This is a genomic window from Rhodopila sp. (assembly GCF_035548235.1).
Classification (GTDB): Bacteria; Pseudomonadota; Alphaproteobacteria; order Acetobacterales; family Acetobacteraceae; genus Rhodopila.
Window position 1 is genome coordinate 26,217 of record NZ_DASZTJ010000103.1, and the last position, 14,693, is coordinate 40,909.

At 65.3% G+C, this 14,693-nt stretch carries 16 protein-coding genes; 6 read left to right on the forward strand and 10 right to left on the reverse strand.

Annotation, left to right across the window (positions count from 1 at the left end; all coding sequences use genetic code 11):
- Positions 1 to 105: 105 nt before the first annotated feature.
- Both VHB27_RS09080 and VHB27_RS09085 read right to left on the reverse strand, forming a co-directional pair.
- Positions 106 to 312, reverse strand: a complete 207-nt coding sequence (locus VHB27_RS09080) for a hypothetical protein (protein ID WP_325599471.1) — start codon at positions 310 to 312, stop codon at positions 106 to 108.
- A gap of 12 nt (positions 313 to 324) precedes the next feature.
- The gene (locus VHB27_RS09085; protein WP_325599472.1) at positions 325 to 1,095 is read right to left on the reverse strand and encodes a hypothetical protein; all 771 of its coding nucleotides are present in this window, start codon (positions 1,093 to 1,095) and stop codon (positions 325 to 327) included.
- 90 nt (positions 1,096 to 1,185) lie between these two features.
- Between VHB27_RS09085 and VHB27_RS09090 the strand changes: the two genes are divergently transcribed.
- Entirely contained in the window at positions 1,186 to 2,076 is an 891-nt protein-coding gene (locus VHB27_RS09090; RefSeq protein ID WP_325599474.1) for a MurR/RpiR family transcriptional regulator, read from the forward strand.
- Between the two features lie 309 nt (positions 2,077 to 2,385).
- Here the strand turns inward: VHB27_RS09090 and VHB27_RS09095 are convergent, their stop codons facing one another.
- Both VHB27_RS09095 and VHB27_RS09100 read right to left on the reverse strand, forming a co-directional pair.
- On the reverse strand, positions 2,386 to 3,198 hold the full coding sequence (locus tag VHB27_RS09095; protein ID WP_325599476.1) for a nucleoside phosphorylase: 813 nt from the start codon (positions 3,196 to 3,198) through the stop codon (positions 2,386 to 2,388).
- A 135-nt stretch (positions 3,199 to 3,333) separates the two neighbouring features.
- Positions 3,334 to 4,038 carry a DUF1223 domain-containing protein gene (locus VHB27_RS09100; RefSeq protein ID WP_325599478.1) on the reverse strand — a complete coding sequence of 235 codons (705 nt, stop codon included), beginning with the start codon at positions 4,036 to 4,038 and terminating at the stop codon, positions 3,334 to 3,336.
- Between the two features lie 224 nt (positions 4,039 to 4,262).
- Between VHB27_RS09100 and VHB27_RS09105 the strand changes: the two genes are divergently transcribed.
- The 3 genes from VHB27_RS09105 to VHB27_RS09115 all read left to right on the forward strand — a co-directional run bounded on the left by VHB27_RS09105 (position 4,263) and on the right by VHB27_RS09115 (position 6,619).
- Positions 4,263 to 4,916, forward strand: coding sequence for a hypothetical protein (locus VHB27_RS09105; RefSeq protein ID WP_325599480.1), 654 nt, complete (start codon positions 4,263 to 4,265; stop codon positions 4,914 to 4,916).
- Positions 4,917 to 5,436: 520 nt separating this feature from the next.
- Positions 5,437 to 5,988 carry a sigma-70 family RNA polymerase sigma factor gene (locus VHB27_RS09110; RefSeq protein WP_325599482.1) on the forward strand — a complete coding sequence of 184 codons (552 nt, stop codon included), beginning with the start codon at positions 5,437 to 5,439 and terminating at the stop codon, positions 5,986 to 5,988.
- On the forward strand, positions 5,978 to 6,619 hold the full coding sequence (locus tag VHB27_RS09115; RefSeq protein WP_325599484.1) for a DUF1109 domain-containing protein: 642 nt from the start codon (positions 5,978 to 5,980) through the stop codon (positions 6,617 to 6,619). Before VHB27_RS09110 ends, VHB27_RS09115 begins: the two co-directional genes overlap by 11 nt.
- Before the next feature lie 83 nt (positions 6,620 to 6,702).
- Here the strand turns inward: VHB27_RS09115 and VHB27_RS09120 are convergent, their stop codons facing one another.
- The 3 genes from VHB27_RS09120 to VHB27_RS09130 all read right to left on the reverse strand — a co-directional run bounded on the left by VHB27_RS09120 (position 6,703) and on the right by VHB27_RS09130 (position 9,415).
- Positions 6,703 to 7,713, reverse strand: coding sequence for a C-terminal binding protein (locus tag VHB27_RS09120; RefSeq protein ID WP_325599486.1), 1,011 nt, complete (start codon positions 7,711 to 7,713; stop codon positions 6,703 to 6,705).
- A gap of 64 nt (positions 7,714 to 7,777) precedes the next feature.
- The gene (locus VHB27_RS09125; RefSeq protein ID WP_325599488.1) at positions 7,778 to 8,944 is read right to left on the reverse strand and encodes a M14 family zinc carboxypeptidase; all 1,167 of its coding nucleotides are present in this window, start codon (positions 8,942 to 8,944) and stop codon (positions 7,778 to 7,780) included.
- Between the two features lie 156 nt (positions 8,945 to 9,100).
- Entirely contained in the window at positions 9,101 to 9,415 is a 315-nt protein-coding gene (locus tag VHB27_RS09130) for a hypothetical protein (protein WP_325599490.1), read from the reverse strand.
- A gap of 245 nt (positions 9,416 to 9,660) precedes the next feature.
- Here VHB27_RS09130 and VHB27_RS09135 point away from each other — a divergent pair, with 245 nt between their 5' ends.
- Complete coding sequence (locus tag VHB27_RS09135; protein WP_325599527.1) at positions 9,661 to 10,344, forward strand: response regulator transcription factor; 684 nt, start codon at positions 9,661 to 9,663, stop codon at positions 10,342 to 10,344.
- Between the two features lie 32 nt (positions 10,345 to 10,376).
- Here the strand turns inward: VHB27_RS09135 and VHB27_RS09140 are convergent, their stop codons facing one another.
- The 3 genes from VHB27_RS09140 to VHB27_RS09150 form a co-directional block, all read right to left on the reverse strand.
- Entirely contained in the window at positions 10,377 to 11,687 is a 1,311-nt protein-coding gene (locus tag VHB27_RS09140) for a sulfotransferase family protein (protein ID WP_325599492.1), read from the reverse strand.
- A 199-nt stretch (positions 11,688 to 11,886) separates the two neighbouring features.
- Positions 11,887 to 12,198 carry a 2Fe-2S iron-sulfur cluster-binding protein gene (locus VHB27_RS09145; RefSeq protein WP_325599494.1) on the reverse strand — a complete coding sequence of 104 codons (312 nt, stop codon included), beginning with the start codon at positions 12,196 to 12,198 and terminating at the stop codon, positions 11,887 to 11,889.
- Entirely contained in the window at positions 12,195 to 13,850 is a 1,656-nt protein-coding gene (locus VHB27_RS09150; RefSeq protein WP_325599496.1) for an FAD-binding protein, read from the reverse strand. Before VHB27_RS09150 ends, VHB27_RS09145 begins: the two co-directional genes overlap by 4 nt.
- Before the next feature lie 80 nt (positions 13,851 to 13,930).
- On the opposite strand from VHB27_RS09150, the gene VHB27_RS09155 reads away from it, so the two are divergent.
- Positions 13,931 to 14,686, forward strand: a complete 756-nt coding sequence (locus tag VHB27_RS09155) for an SDR family NAD(P)-dependent oxidoreductase (protein ID WP_325599498.1) — start codon at positions 13,931 to 13,933, stop codon at positions 14,684 to 14,686.
- Positions 14,687 to 14,693: the final 7 nt, after the last annotated feature.

Here is a 14,693-nt window from a genome sequence, read left to right on the forward strand (position 1 = left end):
GACGAGAGTCCGGCGGCGCGGCGGGATCGCATCAACAGGCCTGTCAGCCGGCCTACGTTCGCGCTGAACAATTGCCGGTCGATCCGCGAAGGATCGCCGCCGGCATCACCTGCGGGCGCGACGGGTGGCGCTGTCCACAAGAATCCCGGCCAATCCGATGAACAGAATTGGCCCCTTGGCAACGGCCGGCACGGGGATATGCGGCAGCACCAGCGCCGAGAACGCGACCCAGGCAAGGATCGCGATCGCGAAATGACCATCATCCACAAACAGGCCGAAGATTTCCTGTGCAACGGACTTGATCCAGTGCAACGCCCTTCTCCTTTATTCGGCCGCGTTCGTCAGCCGGCGTTCCGACCGGGTCCGGCAAAACGGCACGGCGAACCATGCGACGACAAGGAAGCAGGCAATCAACCCGAGGACCGACCCGTCGGCGCCCGGCCAATCGAGCCCGATCCCTTCGCCCACCCAGAAGGTGCCGAATGCGGACAGAAGGACCCCGACAACGAATTTCAGGCTATTCTCCGGGACGCTCGCCAACGGCTTGTGGGCTGCCAGGCCGAGCAGGATGACGACCAGGAGGGCAGCCAGCGCCCCGAGGCTTGCGGGCATAAGCAGGCCGGAACCGCCGGCCCCGATGGCGATGACGATGAACACCACCTCGGTGCCTTCGAGCATGGTGATCTGGAAGGAGGCGCCAAATGCGATCCTGTCCCACCCTCCTCCGCCGCCAAGCCGCCGCATGGCGTCCGTCTCCTTGGCGAAAGCGGCCGCCTCGTCATGCAGCGGCAGGACCCCGGCGGAGCGAAGCACGGCCTTGCGCAGCCAGCGCAGCCCGAACAGCAGCAGGAGGGTGCCGACCCCAAGCTGGATCACGGCCAGCGGGATGCGCGTCAGCGCGGTCCCCAGCACGGCGATGATGACAATCAGGAGAGCCAGGGCGGCCGCGGCGCCGCTCAGCGCCCCGCGCCACCCTCTGACGGTGCCGACGGCCAGGATCACCGTCAGCGCCTCCACGAACTCGACGAGCGATGCCAGGAAGGCCGCCAGGACGGATGGGCCGGCATGCATCCAGGTGATATCCAGTTGATCCACGAAGGTCTTCCCCGAACGGGTTGGACAGGCGGGTGTTATGTAGCATATACTACATGAATTTATCAACCTAGCGTTTACTACAGGAGCTCGATGCGCGAGATGGCCCCGGCGAAGGTCACCGATCTGTTCACGGAACGCCTGGCAGCGCGTGGCGCGAGCCTCTCGCCGGCGGGACGGCGTGTCGTGGAATTCATCGACCAGCACCGGGTTGCCGCCTTGGCAAGCTCGGCGATGGAACTCGCCGCGAGCACCGGCACCTCGGACGCAACGGTAGTCCGAGCGGTCCAGGCCCTCGGCTTCGCGGGGCTGGGGGAGCTTAAGCAAACGCTGGTCTCATCCGTGACGAGACCATCCACGCCGGCCGATGACATGCGCCGCACGCTCGATGAAGTCGGGGAGAATTCGGCGCAGGCGGTGGACCTGGTTCTCGAAACCCATGCGGAGGCGCTGCGGGTGCTCATGATGCCGGAGGCACGCGGCCGGATCGTCGCCACCACCTCGGTACTGCATCTTGCGGAACGGATCGTCGTCTTCGGCATCGGTCCGTCGGCGGCGCTCGCGGCCTATGCCGCGATGGTGCTGGAACGATCCGGGCGGCGCAGCAAATGCCTGAACGCAGCCGGCATCATGCTTGCCGATCAGATGCTCGACCTGTGCCAAGGCGATGCGCTGCTCGTTCTTGCGTACGGACGAGCCTACCGGGAAGTGATGACCGTCTTCTCGGAAGCGCGGCGTCTAGCGCTTCCCCTCGTTCTGGTGACCGACGTCACGGACAGCAAGCTGGCGCGGGCGGCTGACGTGGTGCTGGCGGCGCGGCGCGGCCGGACCGACCGGGTGGCATTGCACGGAACGACATTGATTGCGTTGGAAGCCGTCATCCTTGGCCTCGCGGCCGCCGATCGCGGCGGCGCGATGATGGCCTTGGAGCGCTTGAACACTTTGCGGCGGGCAGTGAACGGCCAACGGGTGGACGTGGGCTAGGTCGAGGCCTGTCGCGGCGCATCCGCAATCCGGATGAAGCGAGACTCCAGCCGTGGCTGCCTTCCGTGATTTATGTTACGATATCGTATCGGATAATGTTGAGCCGATTGCGACCAGTAGACGTTGGTTACGATACGACCTGCCGGAAGCGCTGCTCGGGCAGGCTTGGAAAGGGCGATGGCGGGGACGGCGGCAGAAATGGTTCGCCGCACGCTTCTTCCATATCATTAAAGTGGCTTGCGCCGCTTATCGAGCTGCGCATGTCTTGACTGCCATGTGCCTGCAAAGGGAGTGTAAGGGAAACGAAGGTCAGGACCGGGCCGCAAGGTACGCCTCGGCAACTGCGCGAATGAGCGCGAGCGATGCCGGCGCACCATTGGCCTCTCCCTTCTCGAAATCTCCAGATTGACCCATTTGATTGGTCACATGCGTGAAGCAGAGTACGGATTTCTGCCGCGCTTCAGCAAAGGCATAGAGAGCGGCCGCCTCCATCTCGACAGCCAGGATGCCCTCGGCCCGCGCTGCGCGGATTGCCTGGGCCGTCTCCCGATAGGGCGCATCGGTCGTCCAGGTCGCCCCGCGCTTGACCGAAGCGCCAAGCCTGGCGAGCGCATTGTCCGCGATCTCCAGCAAGACCTTGTCGGCCTCGGCGTACTCCGGACCGGAGGGCAAGTAATGGTAACTTGTGCCCTCGTCGCGAAGCGCCCGCTCGATCAAGATGAAGTAGGGTGGAGGACCAAGACTGGTGACCTGGCCTGACGAGGTGATGCTGATGAGCAGGCGGCAACCGGAGGCGAACAACTGCTCGGCCACCAGCACGGCGTAAGATGCTCCGACCGCGCAGCCGACGATCCCGTACTCCCGATTGCCGTGGCCAAAGCGATCCATCACGCTGTGGTAACAGACCCAACCCGCGACCGATCGCGAACGGCCCATGACGCGGAGATAGCGCACGATGTCGCCATCCGGGTCCAGGATGCAGATCTCCGGCACTGGCGTGTTCGGGACGGCCTTTTGGCGACGGGCCTCGCGCAGCAGGCTCTCCGGCGTAAAGGCCGATTCCACGTCGTAGTACTTGTTCCGCAGGATGGGCGGCAGAACGCGGAGGTTTCGGTCATCCATTCGCATGATTCAAACGGCCCGACAAAGAAACTGTCCACGGGATCTCGCGGATCGACCGGCCGGGGCATAGACGCACGGTCAGTCGTGCCCGCCAGCCAACCGAAAGGGAAAGGACTTACGACAGGATCCGGCAAATCAAGAGCTGGACGCGAGACGAGCAACCCCGGCACCAACGATATGTCCGTCATCACGTTGCAGAAGGACAGCGACCTCCTGCCCGACCGGGTTTGGCACTTGCAGACGAAGCGGCTGGCCTGACCAGGCGCCCAGGACTGACATCGAGCGGACGACATTCGCTTCCGTGAGCGTCCGTCCGCCGTTCTCCCCGCCCCCCACGGCGGTCTGGTGCAGGCGATCATAGCCGACAAGAAGCAGCGTCCCGGTGCCGCTGCCGGCACCGACCGACACGGTCAGGCCCGCTGGGGTTCGCTGGACGTGGATGGGTGCGGCCGTTTCTTCACTCGACGCGGCCTGTCGCAAAGTGCGATCGACCGCCGGTCCGTCTGATCCCACGGTGTCGAACCTGCCGTCCACGATCAGAGCCGGAGTGTAGACTTCGGGACTCACCCCGAGTGCGACATAGCGTTGCTGCCTCAAGGTTGCGGCCTCAAACGAATAGGGATCGCGCCAGCCGAGGTGATTCCAATAGGTCACGTGGAAGGTCAGCAGCAGCAAGTCTGGGCGCGTTCGGGCCAGTTCGGCGATTTTGGCATCCGCCGGGGGACAGGATGAACATCCCTCCGAAGTGAAAAGTTCGCCTACGACCGGCCGAGCAACCGGCTGCGCGGCGGCGAGTGTGGGTACCAGGATTCCGATGGCGCCCGCCAACCAAAAACGCATGTCACACTCCCGAATGTACCGTCAATCGGCGGAGATGCCGGAGACCATAGTCCCGACTGCCCTTCCTCGCATTGTCGTTCGCGGAGAACAGGCCGACGGTTACACCCTCCCACGACAATAAATCTCGTAATATCGTCAGGGTTGGCACGCACCAATGTCGTAACCAGTTCGCGAAAACTCACGAACATAGGACATGACCCCCAAGAACCGATGAGGTTACTGCCATGCGTGACAATCCGATTCACACGTTCTTCCAAGTCCTAGGCGGCAATATTCCGGACCAACTGAGTCTCGGCGGATTCCGCTGGTTTGAGGTCATATTCTATTGGGTGCTGCTGATCGGAAGTTTTGCGATCGCCTACACGAACTGGCGCCTGGATTCGACCCAGCGCACCGGTACGCATCTCAGCATCTATGCCATGCGGCTGGTCAGCGCCGGCATGTGGTACCTCGGCACGCTGTGGAAACTGCCACTGCCAATCTCCGCGGGGTTCAAGTATTGGCTGGAGAATACAGTAAAATACAGCTCACTCGGCGCACATGCATCGATCATGCAGGTGTTCCTGGATCATATCGCTATCGTTCAACCGTTGGTCTACCTCCTGGAAACCGCGCTTGCCGTATCGCTGATGCTGGGCATTGCCGTACGTCTCGCTGGCGTAGTCGGTGCGCTGTTCATTCTCAATCTGCTGATCGGCCTCTACAACGACCCGACCGAATGGCCGTGGACCTATGTCGGCATCATCTGCGCTCATGGCATGTTCGCGGCGGCCCAAGCGGGCCGCAGCCTGGGCGTCGACAACCTGCTGGCAAAGCGCCTGATACCCGGTCTCCCCTACGATGGGGTGATGGCGCGCGCACTTGCGGCCGCATCGTAGACGAGCGGCGGTCCGGCTTAGCCAAGCCATCTTCACCCACCGGGTCATGACGACGATGCGGGCCGAGGGAAACGCGATGGATGCCTGAACCCGAGGCCCAAGGTGGGCGGTTGGAGGTCCACTTTCCGTTCGGGGGATAGCCATACTAGTCCGTACATTCTAGAATATCGATCGAGGGCAGGTCCTACCTGCAGTTGTTGCCTTGGACCCGCCTGTCACTGGCGGGCGGGTCGGAATGGTCGTCACTGTGGCAACAGAACCGTGGGGATATGCCTGAATACTCAAATGTCGGAACGACCGCTTCTTGGCAGGACGCCGAACGGCGCCCCAGGCCCCCTTATGCCGGAGGCTCGGAGCCGATCGGACTGCTCCCCCACGGCTGGATTTTTGGCATCACCTTGTCCGTGCATGTAACCCCGCCGGGATCGGCGTCGAACATGACGTGCGAAGCTGACGGAACGAGCACGACTCGAGCGCACCGGCCGGTTTTGAACCGGGTTCATTCGGGATGGCCCCGGTCATGAGCACCAAGCGCGACGATGCGCTCGGTCGGAGCTGGGATCAGCTGATGGCCGCCGCCCAGGGGGGAGATGCGAATGCTTACAGAACCTTACTCGGCGAACTGGCTCCATGGCTGCGGCGGTACTACGTGAGGCGCTTGCCACCAGCCATGACCGAGGATGCAGTTCAGGACGTTTTGCTGGCAATCCACGAGAAGCGTCACACCTACGATCCCGCGCGGCCTTTCGGGCCATGGCTTGCGGCGATCGCGCGCTATAAATGGGTGGACCGGTTGCGGTCACTCAAGGCGGAAGCGTCCGAACCGCTGGACGAGAACATCGGAGTGCCGGACCATGGCGAATCCGTCGTTGCCGGCTCCACGTTTCAACAGCTTCTGGCTGAGTTGAAGCCCCCGCAGGCCGAGGCGATCCGGTTGGTGAAGCTCGAAGGCTACAGCGTGGAGGAAGCGTCGCGCGCGACAGGTCAGTCGATCTCGCTGGTCAAGGTGAATATCCACCGCGGCCTTAAGCGTCTCGCCAGCATCATCAAGGCGGCTCGCGATGCGGACTGACTCCCTCGTCGATCGCCTTAGTCAGAATCTCCGGCCGGTGCGGCCACGGAGCATCAGGCGGGAGGCATTGCTTCTGCTTCTCCTGGGTGTCGTCGAAATCATAGCATTCCTCGGCATGGGGTTCATGCGCCCGGATATGCCCGTGGCCATGGAAGCCCCCTCCTTCTGGTGGAAGCTCACCAGCATGGGGCTTATCGCCGTTCTCGGGGCCGGTGTCGCGATTCTGTCGGTCGATCCTGTCCGATCGCCCCGCCGCGGGCTCCGCTGGATACTGGTCTGCATCGCCGTGATCTTCGCCACCGGCTGGCTGATCGATGCAGCGGGCGACGGGCTGGCAGGGCTGATCCACCGTCTCGACTGGACACAAGGTGTCCAGTGCGTCTGGAAGATGGTTGTGCTGTCGATCCCGCCCGCCATCGCCTTGGGCGGGCTGATACGGCGCGGCGCTCCAACCGATCGCTCTGGAACGGCGCTGGCCGCGGGGCTGTCCTCGGCTGCCTGGGGTGCGTTTGTGTTTGTCTTTGCATGCCCCTCGGACGATCCGCTCTACATCGCGGTGTGGTACACGGTCGGCTGCTCGATCGTGACCCTGTTGGGGCGGGCGATTTTGATGTGGCTGTCGCGGTGGTGAGAGCCCTTCCCTCCGTCAGCCATTGAATGGGATCAAAGGGGGCAAGCCCCCTTTGCGGGTCCAGGGCAGAGCCCCGGCCTTCCTCAATCCATCTCCGGCGCGATGACGTTCTGCGGCCTGGGCCCCAGCAGCGCCGCCCGCATGGTCTCAGCGGATTTCGACCGGATGTCATCCCAAGCCTGGGGCGAATAGAACGCCGCGTGCGGCGTGATGATCAGGCGGCCAAGCGTCCAATCCTCGCGGGCGCGATAGGCGCGCATAAGTTCCGGGACCGGGTCGACGGGCGGCTCGACCGGGACGACGTCGATGCCGACGCCTGCCAGGTGGCCGCTTTTCAGCAGCGTGGCCAGGGCGTCGATGTCGACGATCGGTCCCCGCGCGGTGTTCACCACGATCGCGCCTTTCGGCAACAGGGACAGCTCCTTCAGGCCCAACAGGTTGCGGGTTTCGCGGGTGAGGGGCGTGTGGACAGAGAGGGTGTCGGTCTGGCGCAACAACGCCTCCAGCGTCGGGGCACGGAGGACGCCCAGGCCCAGTTCGACGCCGTTCGGCAGGTGGGGGTCATAGAACATGACGCGGAAGCCGAAGGCCTTGGCGCGCAGGGCGACGGCTGTGGCGATGCGGCCCATGCCGACGATCCCGAAAGTCTGCACGCCGGACCGGCGCACCAGCGGGTCGTCGACATAGCGCCACGGCGCGGGCGGTTCGGCGCGCTGGCGTTCATGGTGCAGCAGCAGCCCGCGGCGGAGCGAGAGGGCCAGCGCCATGGCATGATCGGCGACCTCGGTCGTGCCGTAGTCCGGCACGTTGAGGATCATGATCTGCCGCGCGGCCGCCGCGACCCGGTCGAGATTGTCGTAGCCAACGCCCATCCGGCAGATGGCGCGCAGCTTGGGGAAACGCTCCAGGTCCTTGGCGAAGACCTTGTAGCGCAGGATCATCAGCCCTTCGGCCTCGGCACAGACGGAATCGGGCAGGTCGGCCAGGCTGGTGGTTGGTCCGGCGGGGAAGACGACGCGGACGTCGGGACCGTAAATGCGCCGCTCCACGCTGTCGTCCGGATAGGATTTCTCGGAATAGAGGACGGTCGGCATGGTGCGTTTCCCTAGTTTGTGGCCGCGCCGTCGTAGCTTCGCCGCCCGGTTCAGGCAATCGGGGTCAGCGTTCGCCGGCGGCCAGGAGCGGGGCTTCGACCCAGGTATCGGCACCGGCCAGGCCGAAGCAGAACGCGATCAGGCCGGCGCTGATCTCCTCGATGATGCGACCCATCTCGGGCCAGTCCGGTTGGAACGCCGGTTCAAGCCCGTATTCGAGCTTGAAGCGATGCACCCCGGTGGGGCTCGCCGGGGCGGACAGGGCGGATTGTCGCGCGTGATAGTGCGACCCGCGCACGCCCCGGACCGTCGCCGCGAACCCGTCCGCCATCCCCCGCGTGGCCGGCTCATCGCAAGGGACGAGTGAATTCCATGCATGGAGGAAGTCGCCGGCGTAATGATGGATGTCGATGACGGTTCCGATGTGCGGGAATTGTTCCAGCAGCCAGGCAACATTCCGGCACTCGGGCAGCGGAGGGCTGACCGGAACGGATGTGGCCGGACCGTCGTGCCACAGCGGGTCGAACTCGATGCTGTCACTACGTCCGTCCGGATCGATGCAAGGCATGACGAACAGGTCGACCGCCTCAAGGACTTGCGAGACCTGGGCGGCGCCATAGGCCACCGAACCGTAGGCCAGCCCCGTCCCGGTGGCGTAGGCATCGAGCAGATCGCTCGCCAGGTTCAGGCAGATCTCCGCCCCGCCCCACTCGCGCGGATAGGCGCAGGCGGTGATCAGCACACCACGATGGCCCCCACGGGCCGGGCCGCGCACGCCGATACGGTAGAGGGGAACCGGCGTCCCTCGCGCGCTTCGATACGGCATCGCCATGGTTCTGCAGTGCTCCGGGTGGTCCTCGGCCAACGCCCGGAATTGTGCGTCGATCAGGTTGGTGATGGCGTATCGGTCGATGATGTCCGCCGAACTGCCGCCGCGACCGCGCATGCGCCTGACACCGGGCGGGAGGGTGCGCATCACCCGCGCCTGCATCGCCCGTCCTTCCGCCGAGGCGTTGCGCTGGATCAGCACATGGACAGCCAGCGGGCCGCTCGCCTGGCGCAAGGCACTGACCTCGGAGGCCGGAACGAAAACCGGCAGGCTGACCTGCCCGTCCGGCAAGGGGCTGAGGTAACAGCGGTAACCGAAGTCAACGCCGCGAACGCCCGACAGCGCCTGCTCGATGCCCGCACATGAACCCGTAAGGGTGATCTGGATCATATCGTCGGCCACGTCGCCTATCCCTTGCGGTCATGAAACAGGCCCGCTCCGCCACGACACGGTCGTCATCCAAGTCGCATCCGGAGCGCGCACCGGCTCTAGACCGTTCCGGGTCGCGCGTTATTCCGAGGCACGATATCACGAGCTTGTGATATCGTTCGTTACCATTTACCACCCGCGCGAGATCGCCTCCACGATCGCCGCGAAGGCGGCGTTGCCGTCCGCATGCACCGTCCGGTCTCGCCATTCGTCGTCGACGATCAGGGCGACCTGCATCCGACCGGCATCGCCGTACAGGAAGAAGGTGGGAGAAGCGCGCGTTTCCTGCTCCGCGAAGACCACGATCCCTGTGTTTCCGGTGGGGTCCATGGTCGGTTCGACGATCCAGCCCTGGGGCAGACGCGCCGTCAGCAGCGCCACCGGGTCGGTCCGGGCTGGGATTGGCCGCATGTTGGTCCAGGTGCAATCGATGGCCGCCGGCATTTGATCTCCGTCATTCCGATTTCACAGCGTGGCGTGAGACCTTTGTGCGAGCAAAAAAGTTAACGAAAAGTGAAGACGGCCAATCGCCCCGAGAGGGGTTTCCACAGGTATACGGCCCTTTTCCGGGCCTTCGGAAAAATCGCATTGGCATTGTCTACTTCTTGGGACGTAATTGGGCCTTTACAAAGGGGCGGTTTTAATAGATTACCACCCTGGGTTGTTTGGAGTGTGCTATGCGTATTCTTATGGTCGAAAAGGCCCGGACGTCCGCTTCCTCCCATCTCGATGATCAAGAATCCGTGACCCTGTGCGCGGAAGACGCCGATGAGACAATGACGCTGCTTGGCGACGACAGCTTCGACGCCGTGGTCGTCAACATGGGCTTCCATGCGCAGGAAACCTTTGAACTGATCCGACGGATGCGGGCGGCCGGGAACGATACGCCGATCCTCGCGCTCACCGGCCTCGACCCGCGGGACCGCATCAAGGCCCTGACCCTGGGCGCCGACGACGCCGCCTCCCTCCCCATCGTCCGATCGGAGCTGCGCGCACGGCTCGCCAGTATCCTGCGCCGGCGGCGGGAGGCCGGCCAGACATGGCTGCAATTCGGCATGCTGCGCATGTGCCTGGCAACGCGGCAGGTGTCGGTCGGCGGGACCGATGTCAGGCTGACCGGAAAGGAATTCGACATCCTGGAAGTCATGATCCAGCGCCGGGGCACGATCGTGACGAAGGCGGGCCTGCTGCACCAGCTTTACAAAGGCGGGGAACAGCCGGATGCGAAGATCCTGGACGTCCTGATCTGCCGGCTACGCAAAAAGCTGGAGCACGCCGGCGCCCCGAACCTGATCGGCACGGTTTGGGGACGGGGGTTCGTCGTCATGAACACGCCGCTGGCCAGCGCGGCGGAGGAGCGGCTGGCAGCCTGACAGCCAGCCCGGCGGCACATGCCACCCGACGCTCAACGGGACGCCCAAGGGGATGCCCGAGGGGATGCCCAAGGGGATGCCCAGTCGCCTCCTGTCGCGTATCCCAGCTTGATCAGGGTTGGCCCGATCAGAGCCCCTAGGGCCGGCAATTCGTTCGCGGAGAGGTCCCGTCGCCAGCGCCCGTGGGATGAATCGAAGACACGGCTGTTCGCCGCGATCTCATCGGCATCCCGGCTTTCGACTGCCACGGGTTCCAGGATTTCGTCCTCCCAGGGCAATTCCAGGAACGCCAAAAGCGCCCGCAAGGTCTGCTCCGGCGCGGCGACAAGGTCTTCATACCGCAATTCGTAGTAGTTGCGGTCGCCACGTAGCCGGATGCCGGCCTCTACCGCCGTTCGCCATTGCAGCGCGCAGCGCAGCGCCGCTTTCACGCTGTCCGGCGGCGCGTGGTCGAGCCGTGCGAACGGCGTACGGCGCAGCGAGCAGACGACGTCGCGTCCGTCCCTGACGATGTGCACCAGCTTCGCATGTGGGAAGTTCCGCCTGATGTACCGGAATCGCCCCACGTTGCGTGGTGTCTTTTCTAACCAAACCGGTTTTCCCGCCCGCTCGCGCATCACCTGGCCGAAGCGCTCGATGAACTCGGCCTGGGACCGGCTCTCCCGTTGCCAGGCTTCGATCTCCTCCGCATCCCAGCCGAGCCTCTCTGCAAGATCGGCTGGAGAGGAAATGCGTCTGAGGAAGACGGTTATTTCCGGCCCTGATACGATCAGCGAATGCCGGCCGAGAATGGTGCGCAGCAGCGTCGTCCCGCTGCGGGGCGATCCGCCGAGGACGACCAGCGGCGCATCCCCGGATGGGCGGCGTGCCGCGATCGATCGCAGACGCCACCAGGATCGATATCCCATCGCATTGAACGCGAACGCCCCACCATTCCGGTCCCGTATCGCCCGACTCACCCGCTGCCGGGTGCGCGCGCAAAAGGCGGCTGTATGGACACCGATCCGCATCATCCGCCGATGCAGGATCAGCCATAACGAGAGCAACCAAGCCAGTGCGCCCGACGGCGTCGTATCGTCGGCGAGTTGTCCGGCATTCGCAGCCAGGGCGTCGGCCGGCATCAATACCCGCGCGGTGAGCACACCCACCGCAAGGACCGGAAGCGCCTCCATGTGGCCGAAATACGGTAGCGACGTGCGCACCACATTCCAAGGCCCCATAAGGTATCCGACCGATCCCACCAACGGGATCAACGGCCAGCGCGAGGTGCGGAGCAGCAGGGTAGCCTTCCACAGACGCATCTCGAACCAGAATATCCGGCTGATTTTCTTGATAATCGTCATCGATACCCTGAATCGCCAGCGTTTTCCCGTGGGGTCTTGATATCTACGCCGATAGTACGTTTCAGAGTGTGATTTTTCGTTGAGCTGTGTATTATTGATCTCGAAACCATCGGATAAATTTATTGATATTTTCTAAGTCCGAATAGTCCGGTAGTTTGTCACGTTTGATACGATATTTTAGTATAAATCAATTTTCGAGTCACGCCAGCCGTTCGTCCGCCGGCGCCAGAACCACCGCAAGGTCTCGCAGCAAACGCTTGTTGGGCAACGGCGCCAACCGCATCTCCCGCGGCTCCAGCCGAGCGGTGCAGGCATAGGCGACTTTCCCGTCGACCAGCATCATGCATTCCTTGCATGCATTCGCGTTCAGACACGCGTATCGAAACGCCAACGTCGGGTCCCGGGCGTCGCGCAGGTGCCGCAATCCGTCCAGCACGGACTGGCCAGGCTCGAACGGCACCTCGAACCGTTCCAGCACGCCGCCGCGATCGATGGCCAGCAGGGCCTTCACGCCGGCACCGCCCGTCGCTCCAGGGACAGATGCCCGCCCGCATACCAAATGATCTGATTGCATAACCAATTGTCGTCCATCGCCGGAAAATCCTCCCGTTGATGCGCGCCCCGGCTTTCCGTGCGCGCCAGGGCGGCCTTGATGACGCAGTCCGCGACCAGCAGCGCCTGCCGCAGGTCGAACCAGTCCACGCGGGCCAGGTCGTGCGGCCTGGGCCGTCCCGGCGGCGCTGTCCCCGCTTCCGCCCGCAGCGTGCCGAGGGCTTGCAGGGCCGCGGCCAAGCCGGCCTGCGACCGGAACGGCCCGACATGCTCCGCCATCACCGCCTGCAGCCGCGCGAACAGCGCGGCCGTGTTCGATGCCGCCCCTTCCGCGCCGGCCAGCGCGACCGCTTCCGCCGCCGCCGCCGGATCGAAATCCGCCGTCCCCCGCCATCCTGCCGCGCTGCGCCCCGCCGCCCGGCCGAACGCCAGCGCCTCGGTGATCGCGTTGCCGGACAGGCGATTGGCGCCGTTCGCGCCGCCCACCGCCTCCCCGGCCGCGAACAAGCCGGGGACGCCGGTCGCCATCGCCGTGTCAACCCGAATGCCGCCCATGTGGTAATGGGCGATCGGCGCGACCTCCACGTCGTCGCGGGTCAGGTCGATACCGGCCTTTGCCAGCCGGTCGATCACCGGACCGAACGCCGCCCTCAGCGCTGCTTCGGGGATGTGGCGGAAACTCAGCCAGGCGCCGCCATGGGGCGAGCCGCGGCCTGCCTCCACTTCCTTGGTGATGGCATAGGTGGCGAGGTCGCGGGTCACGACGTAGCGGCCGGCATCGGTGCTGCCGTAGCGTTCGACGAATTCCTCGCCCCGTCCGTTCAGCAGCCGGCCACCCAGCTTATAGCGGAACGGGTCCCACATGATCGGGTCCATGCCGATCAGCCGCGGCGCGAGATGCCCGATCGGGAAGAACTGCACGAACTCCATGTCGATCAGCGACGCGCCGGCCCGCAACGCGAGCGCATAGCCGTCGCCGGCCATGTTGGCCGAGGCGCTGTTGCGCCGGTACAGCCGCGTCAGCCCGCCGGTGGCGACGATCGTGGCGCGCGCCGCCAGGGTCAGGACGTCCCCGGTCTCGATATGCACCGCCACCGCGCCGGTGACCGCGCCGTCCTGCACCACAAGGTCGGTGACCAGCACGTCGCCCAGCCGGCGGACGCCATCGGTGCGCTGCACCATGGCCCGCAGCGTCTTCGAGACCGCCGGGCCGGTGGACAGGAAATCGACATAGACGCAGCGGGGCCGGTCATGCCCTGGCGCCTGGACCGATCGGAAGGCGGCGCCGTCGCGTGCCCAGCCGACATGCCAGGCGTCCATCTGGCGGATGACCTCGACCCCGTCCTCGCAGAGCAGCCGCGCCAGGCCGGGGTCGCACAGGCCGCGCCCGGCTTTCAGCGTGTCGGCAAGGTGATGGCGCCAGTGGTCCGTCCCTTCCAGCCCGACCGCGGCGGCGACCGTCATCTGCGCCATGACCGTGGCACCCCCGCGCCCGATCAGGCTGCGATCCACCAGCAGGACCGAGGCGCCCAGCCGCGCCGCTTCGATCGCGGCATACATCCCCGCCCCGCCGCTGCCGATCACCAGCACGTCGGTCGTCAGGTGAGGCATCGCGGGCATTCCTCCAGGCATCGGCGCGGGGCAAGATGCCCAAGCGGGCGTGGCCTGTCACCCCGGCGGGAGGCATTACGATGACAAAGCGGCGGATCATCCTGGTCACCGGCGCGGCAAGCGGGATCGGCGCCGCCATCGCCCGTCGTTTCGCCGGACCCGACGCGGCGCTGCTGCTGCACACGCGCCGCAACCGCGACGGCCTGGACGCTGTCGCGGCCGAGGCCCAGGCCGCCGGCGCGCTGACGGCAATAGCCACCGGCGACCTGGCGGAGCCAGCCGTCGCAGACGCGGTTGTCGGCGCCGCGACGGACGCGTTCGGCGGGCTGGACGTCCTGGTCAGCAATGCCGGCTTCGCCGACCGGACCCCGTTCGCGACATTGTCCGGCGCGGCCTTGCGTGCCTCGACCGAGGCGATCCAGGGCGCCTTCTTCCGGCTAGCCCGGGCTGCATTGCCGGCGCTGAAGCAATCGTCGGCCGGGCGCGTGATCGGCGTGTCGAGCTTCGTCGCCCACAGCTTCCGGCCCGATGTGACCGGCTTCCCCGCCTCGGCGGCCGCCAAGGCAGGGCTGGAGGCGCTGGTCCGCGCCCTGGCCGTCGAGGTTGGGCCGGATGGTGTCACGGTCAACGCGGTCGTCCCCGGTTTCATCCGCAAGGACAGCGGCGCGCACCGCGCCATCGACCCCTCAGTGCTGGCGGCTCAGACCGCTCGGATTCCGCTGCGGCGGATCGGGCTGCCGGACGATGTGGCGGCGGTGGTCAGGTTCCTGGCGTCGGCCGAGGCGGGGTATGTCACCGGACAGGCGATCCATGTGGACGGCGGGTTGGTGATTTGACGGGGAT

Coding starts and splice junctions, on each gene's coding strand:
- VHB27_RS09090 (WP_325599474.1), top strand. CDS start 1,186: ATGCGCGAGATGGCCCCGGCGAAGGTCACCGATCTGTTCACGGAACGC.
- VHB27_RS09095 (WP_325599476.1), bottom strand. CDS start 3,198: ATGGATGACCGAAACCTCCGCGTTCTGCCGCCCATCCTGCGGAACAAG.
- VHB27_RS09100 (WP_325599478.1), bottom strand. CDS start 4,038: ATGCGTTTTTGGTTGGCGGGCGCCATCGGAATCCTGGTACCCACACTC.
- VHB27_RS09105 (WP_325599480.1), top strand. CDS start 4,263: ATGCGTGACAATCCGATTCACACGTTCTTCCAAGTCCTAGGCGGCAAT.
- VHB27_RS09110 (WP_325599482.1), top strand. CDS start 5,437: ATGAGCACCAAGCGCGACGATGCGCTCGGTCGGAGCTGGGATCAGCTG.
- VHB27_RS09115 (WP_325599484.1), top strand. CDS start 5,978: ATGCGGACTGACTCCCTCGTCGATCGCCTTAGTCAGAATCTCCGGCCG.
- VHB27_RS09120 (WP_325599486.1), bottom strand. CDS start 7,713: ATGCCGACCGTCCTCTATTCCGAGAAATCCTATCCGGACGACAGCGTG.
- VHB27_RS09130 (WP_325599490.1), bottom strand. CDS start 9,415: ATGCCGGCGGCCATCGATTGCACCTGGACCAACATGCGGCCAATCCCA.
- VHB27_RS09135 (WP_325599527.1), top strand. CDS start 9,661: ATGGTCGAAAAGGCCCGGACGTCCGCTTCCTCCCATCTCGATGATCAA.
- VHB27_RS09140 (WP_325599492.1), bottom strand. CDS start 11,687: ATGACGATTATCAAGAAAATCAGCCGGATATTCTGGTTCGAGATGCGT.
- VHB27_RS09150 (WP_325599496.1), bottom strand. CDS start 13,850: ATGCCTCACCTGACGACCGACGTGCTGGTGATCGGCAGCGGCGGGGCG.
- VHB27_RS09155 (WP_325599498.1), top strand. CDS start 13,931: ATGACAAAGCGGCGGATCATCCTGGTCACCGGCGCGGCAAGCGGGATC.